General features: G+C 43.1%; 8 protein-coding genes and 1 pseudogene. All 9 read left to right on the forward strand.

All coding sequences use genetic code 11. The annotated features are described in order from the left end of the window. The first annotated feature begins 119 nt into the window (after window positions 1–119). Window positions 120–869 (forward strand): 6-phosphogluconolactonase, encoded by a 750-nt coding sequence (pgl, locus tag AC4II3_RS23940; protein ID WP_488011599.1) that lies wholly within the window; start codon window positions 120–122, stop codon window positions 867–869. Between the two features lie 1,020 nt (window positions 870–1,889). Next, window positions 1,890–2,777 carry a double zinc ribbon and FHA domain-containing protein gene (locus tag AC4II3_RS23945; protein WP_488011601.1) on the forward strand — a complete coding sequence of 296 codons (888 nt, stop codon included), beginning with the start codon at window positions 1,890–1,892 and terminating at the stop codon, window positions 2,775–2,777. A gap of 1,110 nt (window positions 2,778–3,887) precedes the next feature. Then, entirely contained in the window at window positions 3,888–4,349 is a 462-nt protein-coding gene (locus tag AC4II3_RS23950) for an FHA domain-containing protein (protein WP_193431423.1), read from the forward strand. A gap of 38 nt (window positions 4,350–4,387) precedes the next feature. Next, window positions 4,388–4,939 carry a sterol desaturase family protein gene (locus tag AC4II3_RS23955; RefSeq protein ID WP_488011603.1) on the forward strand — a complete coding sequence of 184 codons (552 nt, stop codon included), beginning with the start codon at window positions 4,388–4,390 and terminating at the stop codon, window positions 4,937–4,939. A gap of 858 nt (window positions 4,940–5,797) precedes the next feature. Then, window positions 5,798–6,314: pseudogene (locus AC4II3_RS23960) on the forward strand (sterol desaturase). A 142-nt stretch (window positions 6,315–6,456) separates the two neighbouring features. Next, complete coding sequence (locus AC4II3_RS23965; RefSeq protein WP_488011605.1) at window positions 6,457–6,705, forward strand: hypothetical protein; 249 nt, start codon at window positions 6,457–6,459, stop codon at window positions 6,703–6,705. A gap of 117 nt (window positions 6,706–6,822) precedes the next feature. Then, entirely contained in the window at window positions 6,823–7,038 is a 216-nt protein-coding gene (locus AC4II3_RS23970) for a hypothetical protein (RefSeq protein ID WP_488011607.1), read from the forward strand. Next, on the forward strand, window positions 7,022–8,173 hold the full coding sequence (locus AC4II3_RS23975) for an RNA-guided endonuclease InsQ/TnpB family protein (protein ID WP_488011609.1): 1,152 nt from the start codon (window positions 7,022–7,024) through the stop codon (window positions 8,171–8,173). The genes AC4II3_RS23970 and AC4II3_RS23975 overlap by 17 nt, the downstream gene beginning before the upstream one ends. An 8-nt stretch (window positions 8,174–8,181) precedes the next feature. Continuing rightward, on the forward strand, window positions 8,182–8,340 hold the full coding sequence (locus tag AC4II3_RS23980) for a helix-turn-helix domain-containing protein (protein ID WP_488011611.1): 159 nt from the start codon (window positions 8,182–8,184) through the stop codon (window positions 8,338–8,340). Window positions 8,341–8,524: the final 184 nt, after the last annotated feature.

An 8,524-nucleotide genomic window follows, 5' to 3' on the forward strand; every position in this document is an offset into this window, starting at 1 on the left:
ACCACTAATCAAGGTGTTAGGATAATTTCTGGTATTCTTCCTGAATCAGGTAAAGCGATCGCACAATCGCTGATTAACGGTAGTCTTGTGGATGTAGTGTTCCTCGGCAGACAGGTTTTATGAACAAAGTGGTTGAAGTTGTACCGGATAAAGAAGCTTTGATTAGGCGAGCTGTTGATGTTGTCCTCAGTAAAATCGAAGGAGCAATCCAGGCTAACGGTCGCTGTACCATTGCCCTTGCTGGCGGTAGCACCCCCAAGCCTTTATATGAAGCGATCGCTACCTTTGACCTTGCTTGGAATAACATTCATGTGTTTTGGGGTGATGAACGCTATGTTAGTCCCGACCACCCCGATAGTAATCAAAGGATGGCTCGTCTGGCCTGGTTAGACAAAGTCGATATACCAGAGGCTAACATTCACCCCATGCCCACCGACGGCTCTAGCCCCGCTGCTGATGCGGATAAACATCAAGCTCAACTGTATGAGTTTTTTGGCATACCAGTAGGAGAGTTTCCTGGCTTTGACGTAATTTTGTTAGGCATTGGTGATGATGGCCATACTGCTTCCCTATTCCCCCATACAGAGGCTCTGCAAGTAAAAGACCGACTCGTTACAGTTGGCAACAAAGATGGTCAACCACGAATCACCTTTACCTCAACCTTGATTAACCATGCCAACTGCGTTATGTTTCTGGTTGCTGGTGCTGGCAAAAGAGCAGCTTTAGCTCAAATATTTGCCCCCGAAGCTGATCCACAAACCTATCCAGCTCGGTTGATCCAGCCCCAAGGAGAACTTTGGTGGCTTCTAGATGAATCAGCAGTTGACACTCCCCACGGCGCTTATGCCGGGGGATTCTTGTTTCGATGAGCTGACTTTAATACACAAGGGTTTTACCGTTCCTCGCACCGAATGACCGTGTACAAACGTATCATCTAGTTTGAGCAAGTACATCCAGCGGTCTACTCTCCACAAGCGTACTGGAATAACTCTTCCAGGGTTTGGGCGTGCCCCGCCCTACCTTTTATTAAAAAAAACTAACTTTTGCTGGTGGTCGGTACTCTGTAGAGTCCATGCGTTTTGTTCGCAAAGCGTTTGCTTCGCCGAGGGTTTCTCGCTCCCTTGTTGCTACCATCGCTTTACGTCGTAGATTAATTGGTGATACCGACGAATTTTCACCTGTGGCAGGCCAACACTAACATTATAGCACAAGGATTCGCTTTGCTCAACTTGTTTATGTGAGGGATGAGACTAACCCCGTATCTAAAGCTAGGGGCAGAGCAAATCACCCCTCACACTCCCCAATTTATTGGTCAAGTGTGAACGATGAAGTGGGAAACAATTGTATCCGGTTACTGAGAAACTATTATAGTTTTAGGGGATATATGTTATATTTTTATGGATTTTGATAATTCATTAGGGTGACTTGCCTGGTAGGCTTTTGCTTGGTAGCCTTTTGCCTTCGATGCTCCCACTCTAGCTAGAACCCGCACCAATCCCAGGTCTCCTCAGATAGGGGAGCGGTGGTTGGATGCGGGACAGGAATTAATTCCAATTTTAACCGAAAATAGCAAAAATCAACTGTAGTCTAATCAGCGAGAAGGTTGCTGGATTAGATAGCAGCAAAAAGAACCAAACAGTAACTTCAATCAAGTCTATTAAAAGTGGGGCAGTACGTTTTCCTGGCAAGAAAACGCGCCATGAGGAAATCCAGTTATTGATAGTTCTATAACTAATAGTACCTCGTTCGCGCAGAGTCTCCAAAGGCTAAAGAAGTTCTGGTAGCCTTAAGAGGTGCATTAAGCATACACTTGCCCGTACGGGAAGTGTATGATCGTCACATTATCTGAAACTAGATAATAGCTGTTAAAAATAATAAATTAAAGTTCTATGATTGTTTGCCCTAACTGCAATCACCAAAATCCGGAAGGGGCTACCCAATGTGAAGCCTGCTACACTCCCTTACCTTCCACTACCAGCTGTCCTAACTGTGGTGCAACAGTTCAGACTGACGCAAGCTTCTGTGGTCAGTGTGGATTTCACTTGAATGTGGGTGCCAATATGGAGAAAAGGGAGAAATCAGGGTCAAACTCTACCCCAGAGATACCCGACTTGGTATCCCCAGAACCACTTGTTGAACCTATACCGATGGCTATGAATACTCAAGTCCCCGATCCAGCATCCAATCCTATCAGTTCTGATGATGCTGAGTCTACCACCGCTATGCCAGCTACGGTCGTTAATCCAGCCCTCAACTCAGAAGCATTTCAACCGCAGAATCTTGACTTAGAAACCCTGCCATTGCCGCTGCCTACTGTTGGTAATTTAGGGGTTTCTCAAGAAGAATCTAGCCAAAACGTAACCTCACCGTCAATACCAGAAGCTGACTTAGAGAACCCGCCACCCCCCTCTGTACCGGATAGAGGTAGTGCCCAAACTCAGTTGCAGGTAATCTCAGCTCAACTGTTGCATATGCAAACCAATACAACAATTGAGTTACCGCACCATATATCAGTGATTCATATGGGTAAGCCCAATGATAAAATTCCACCGGATATTGATGTCTCTGGTTTTCCTGACTCAGACATTGTCTCTCGCATTCACGCCGATATCAGAGTTGAGGGGGATACCTACTATATTGAAGATGTAGGCAGCTCCAATGGCACTTATGTCAACCACACGTCTCTAGCACCAGGCAATCGGCATCGACTAAGAACAGGCGATCGCATTAGCTTGGGGAAAGGTGATAAAGTGACATTTTTGTTCCAAAGTTCTTGAGTTTCCAGTGCTAGGTAGGTGTGACAGCTGGTTGTGCAAAATTGATCTGGGACAAAGCCCCGACCTAAAGCGCTAGCTAGGTCGGGGCAGTTTACTATCGGGGAAGTTTACTACAGGATGTTTCGTTGCTAGGGGTTATGGGCAATTGCAGACCTTCCTTTTAACAAAACTCGCGAAATTCCCCTCTTACGGTTTCGTCTCCGAGATGGATAGCGAGACGACAACTTGTGACGAATCGTACTAAAATAGAGCTGGTTGATGAGACGAAACCTGATTGTTAGTGGAGCCTTAATCAAACAGTTTTAACCAAAGGTGCGCTTTCCGTTCTCCTACGGAGACGCTACGCGAACGGCGAATTAAATTCGCCACGGGTCACACCTCTTTTATGCATAGCCGACTAACCATAAAGGATCCACTATCCTTACGGTAACTTCAAGACCCGCCTGACCGACTAAAAGGCTACCTTAAAAACAGTCTTAATTTGGTTAACTTAGACCATTCGCTTTACTTTGTAAAGCGCGGAGTTCAGGGTCAGAAGTTACCGCAAGAATAAGGCAGCCTTTATGGTTGGTCGGCTATGGGTAAAAGGGTTAAAACTTTATGATTAAGGCTGCCTTATTCTAAGGTTTCGTCTCCGGGAAGAGACAAGCCCCGGCTGGTTAGCCTAGATGCTGTGATTCCAAGGTTTGTCTGTCGCAAAGTTATACGTCCTTAGAAGGCGGATGTCTGCCTGTGGACGCTGAGTAAGACCAAAACCGGCAGGCGCGCGCCTCTGGTTGAGGCTTCGGCGGATGAAGCGGGAAACTCTAAAGACGAATAAGACCGTCCCTGCTTGCCGCTCAGGCAAGCAGGTTGGGGTACTTCACATTAATAATTCACCATGGTGGCACTCTCCTAGATTGCCCCTTGTACTAAGGTAGTCTATAGTCATAGTGTTTACAGCAAACTCTATATTAATATAGGTGTGCCTTAATTGGGGTGCATGTCAGTCCTTGCAAATCTAAGCAGATATGACTAACTCTGGCAGTCTTTTTGGCTGTATAAGCAAGGAAATCCCACGTCGTGTCGGTGGGGGATAGTTAACAGTATCAGGCCGTGAGGACAAAATCCTTGAAAGATGTGACACCGGCGATTACCCTAACCCTACTGCATCCTCTCCAGTCTGTGCCTGTTCAAAGTTGGCCCTTTGAAACAGAATCAGTGATTCGGATTGGCCGGTCAACCGATAATCATGTTATTCTCTATAGCGCTGTAGTTTCCCGTCACCATGTAGAACTACGGCGAAATCCTAATGGTTGGGAAATTATCAGTTTAGGTGCCAATGGCACCTATATGGATGGCAAGCGGATTACCCAAATGCCGGTTATCGATGGGATGATTATTCGTCTAGCTAGTTCGGGGCCGAAAATTCAGATTCATATTAATGGAGAAATGCCTTCAGCAAGGCTGAAGACAATTTTGGATAAGCGTGCCTCTGAACGAAAGCGGAACATCAATTCATTCAATAATACGTTGATAAATGCTGAAAGCACCCAATCCGATCAAACTGAGTCAACTGAAATGGAAGATTGAACTTTTATGGTAATTGATGCTAATTACTAATTGGTAAGTTGACTAAGATCAGCGCATACAAAGAGGAGTTAGATGTGTTCATGATTAAGATATTATTGGTTGCTTTAGTGCAGCTACTACTTTGGGATTTCCTGTCTACTTTTGTTTACCATGTCCCTCAGCACGTTTTTGGTAAATTCCATGCCATAGTACACCATAGTAAAAATCGTAGCTTCATTCACTATGCTTTATTAAGTAATAACCCCCTGGAAATGCTTGATGGTTTCGCAGGTACTTTTCCTTATTTGATGTTTGTGCCTTGGTTCTGGCAGATTTCTCCTCTAGGAACTATGTTAGGACTAGTATTGGGTGAGCTTCATCTTATTTGGAGGCATGTTTTTGTGATGGATTGGAAAACTCCCCAGATCCTAGAGCGCCTTTGCAACTTATTGTGCATTACTACTCCAGAAAAGCATTGCCTTCATCATCAGGATGCAACAATTGCTTATGGGGAGATCTTCACATTTTACGACCAACCAGCACAAGCCTGGTATAGTTTTTTGATGTCAGTTAAGAAGAAATATAAGCTAAGTAGGGATAAATTAACTTAGGATTCTGGCTATGGAAGATTGAACTTTTATGGTAATTGGTAATTGGTAATTCCTCATTAAAGTAGAACTTACCCAAAACTAGACTCTAAACGCGCTTATTTAGTAGGAACTCACGGCGTCGGTTCCTACTGGCTTAGCCAGCTTAATTTGATGCATTATGATTATCCTATTCTTAGCATTTAACCTTTTTCGTATTACTCTCTATTAGACCATTTTAAGCTGGCCACGGGACTAAAAGTAACGTTACTGCGTCAGTGGCCTACGGCCAAACGCTCCAATTCAAAATTATAAATTAAAAATTCAAAAATACCCCACGAATGAATTCGGGGGCTTGAAACTTTGATGCAACGCCAATAGTCTTTTTCCATAAATGAATTCAGGGGCTTGTATCCGGTGTCAACAATTCAAAATTAGAAGGCTATACCTGTTTGAATTTTGACTTTTGAATTTTGACTTCAAAAATGGTCAATTATAGCTCATCTATAGACAGATTTATATCCTGTTGGTTTGACTAATGATAATTGAAGGTTGTTCGTTAATTGTGAAGGTAAAATTGACAATTAACGATTAACCGGAAAAGGAGATCAATTAATTCGGCAATTCAAATTCTATAGCGTAGCGCGTCGTTCAGAAGTGGTACAACTTAGATGAACTTGAATAACTAGGAGTCATAAGTCATAAGTTTAAAACATTGGCTTAATTGAAACTATTAGATAAAATAACGATTATTGTACAATAATGATTGATAATTGCTAGAGTAGCATACATTCAAGAAATAATAAATTTAAGTTTAACCTCTTCTTTGACAAACCTTAATGTTTGTTGACTAAGATCAGCGCATAGGAAGAGGAGTTAGATGTGTTCATCATTAAGATATTATTGGTTGCTTTAGTACAGCTACTACTTGGGGATTTACTTTCTACTTTTGTTTACCATGTCCCTGAGCACATTTTTGGTAAATTCCATGCCATAGTACACCATAGTAAGAATCGTAGCTTCATTCACTATGCTGTATTAACTAAGAACCCCCTGGTACTGCTTGATCGCGCACGCAGGTGCCTTTCCTTATTTGATGTTTGTGCCTTGGTTATGGCAAATTTCTCCTCTAGGAACTATCTTGGGACTAGTCTTGGGTGAGCTTCATGTTATCTGGAGGCATGTTTCTGTGATGGATTGGAAAACTCCGGAGACCCTAGAGCGCCTTTGCAACTTCTTGTGCATTACTACTCCAGAAAAGCATTGGCTTCACCATCAGGATGCAACAGTTGCTTATGGGGATATCTTCACATTCTACGATCAACCAGCACAAGCCTGGTATAGGTTTTTGATGTCAGTTAAGAAGAAATATAAGCTAAGTAGGGAGAAATCAAGTTAGGATGCTGGCTGTTGACTGTTTACTAAGTACATGTTACAGTCAACCCTGGACAGTCAACAGTCAACGGTAAACCAAAACTATTTTGCCTACCCATTATCAAGAGCGTTTAATAGAGCTTTAGAAGCTACAGAACTTATAAACAATGCCTCTAACCCAAAAGGCCTTTCACGGAATATCCCAAGACGGACAAAAACAGCGACAGCGGCTGCGTTGGTATTCAAAGGGGGAAATCATTCCTTTGGTTGCACCTGGGATCTGGCAAGTCTGTCAAGGTATTGTTCAACTGAGTAAAATTAACCTTGATGGAGAGGAAGTGCTACTAGGTTGGGCATTGCCGGATACCTCTTTCCGGATTGGGTTGACCGAAAAACCTGAGGGCGCAAGCCCCTAGATTCTATCTATGGGGTTAGCCCGAACGGGAATTTATTCCCTAAAAATCAGGAATTTTAACAGTAGATTGTAGACTATAATAGTAAGCAAACTGAGCGGAACGAGGAGGTGATTTTGAGTGCTGGTCATGGAGTTCAAGGCTGTTCTAAAAGAGCCTCAAAAATTAGCAATAAATGAAGCTATTAGAACGGCTCGCTTTGTCCGGAACAAGGTACTTCGGTACTGGATGGATAATCGCGGAACGGGGAAGAAAGAACTCTATCGATATAACACTCAATTAAGAGAAGAGTTTGAATTCGTCAAAGACCTCAATAGCCATGCTTGTCAAGCCTAATCGCGAAAATGTAGAGCGTGCTATTAAGCGGTTCTACGACAACTGCAAGAAAAAGGTACCTGGGAAAAAAGGTTACCCTCGTTTTAAAAAGCATTCTAGGTCAGTTGAGTATAAGCAATCTGGATGGAAGTTATCTTCAGATAAGAAGTTCATAAAGTTCACCGACAAAAAAGGGATTGACCTTCGGTCACGCTACGCGAACGGACAGGTCAAACTCAAGGGCACCTGGGACTTATGGCGTTTCGACCAAAAGCTAATTAAACGAGTTCGGATTGTAAAAAGAGCTGATGGTTACTACGTTCAGTTTTGTGTCAAAGTAGATAACTCGGAACAGTTAGAAGCTACTGGTTTCACTGTTGGGCTAGATGTAGGATTAAAAGAGTTCTACACCGACTCTGATGGATACTCAGAATCTAACCCAAGATTCTATCGTAAAGGCGAAAAACGATTAAAATTTTATCAACGTCGGGTTTCCCGAAAAAAGAAAGGCTCATCCAATCGTAAAAAAGCAATTAATAGACTAGGTAGACAGCACCTTAAAATAAGTAGGCAGCGTGAAGAACATGCCAAGAGACTGGTTAGAAGTTACCGTAAGATAGTGGAGCCTTATTACAAAAGATTTAACCCTTTTATGCAAAGCCGAACACCCATAAAGGCTCCACTATCTAAGGTTTCGTCTCCGGCACGTTGCGTAATCCGATCTAACGATCTGGTTGCCTATGAAGATTTAAGAGTTAAGAACCTAGTTAAAAACCACTGTCTTGCCAAATCTATTAATGATGCAGGTTGGTACAAATTTCGGGAGTGGCTAGAATACTTTGGCCAAAAACTTGGTCGGATAACTGTTGCAGTGAATCCGGCTTACACAAGCCAAAATTGTTCTAGTTGTGGCGAGGTAGTCAAGAAGTCATTGTCAACTCGAACCCATGTCTGTAAATGTGGGTGTCGGTTAGATTCGCCGAAGGCGACGCTACGCGAACGCGATCATAATGCTGCCAAAAATATCCTAACCAGAGCCTTGAGTACCGTAGGGCATGCGGGAACTTATCAAAACGCTTGGGGAGATCTGTCCTCTACTCTTCCTGGTTCCGGCCTGGTTGAGCAAGATGGGTCTATGAACCAAGAATCCCCCTGATTCTATCAGTGGGGAGTGTCAACCATCAGAATTTAGCTAATGCCATTGGCACCTCTCGGGTCACAGTGACTAAAACTCTAGGAGAACTCCATAACCGTGGTATGATTACATTTGACAGAGACCGTCACATCATTGTCAAACATGGTATTATATGTAATAATATCTGATGCTAACTTGAAGCTAGTGCTGAGTGCTGATTAGCTACTGATTAGTGGTTGCCTAAGTTTGGCAAGGGCTTTTTATGCTTTGTAGTCAGGTTTGTAGTCAGGTTTTTTACTTGTGCCTAACTCAAAAAAAAGCGATGCAGAGGTGCGACCCGTGGCGAATTTAATTCTTAATGCGGAAAACGCA

The organism is Moorena sp., from assembly GCF_982860115.1.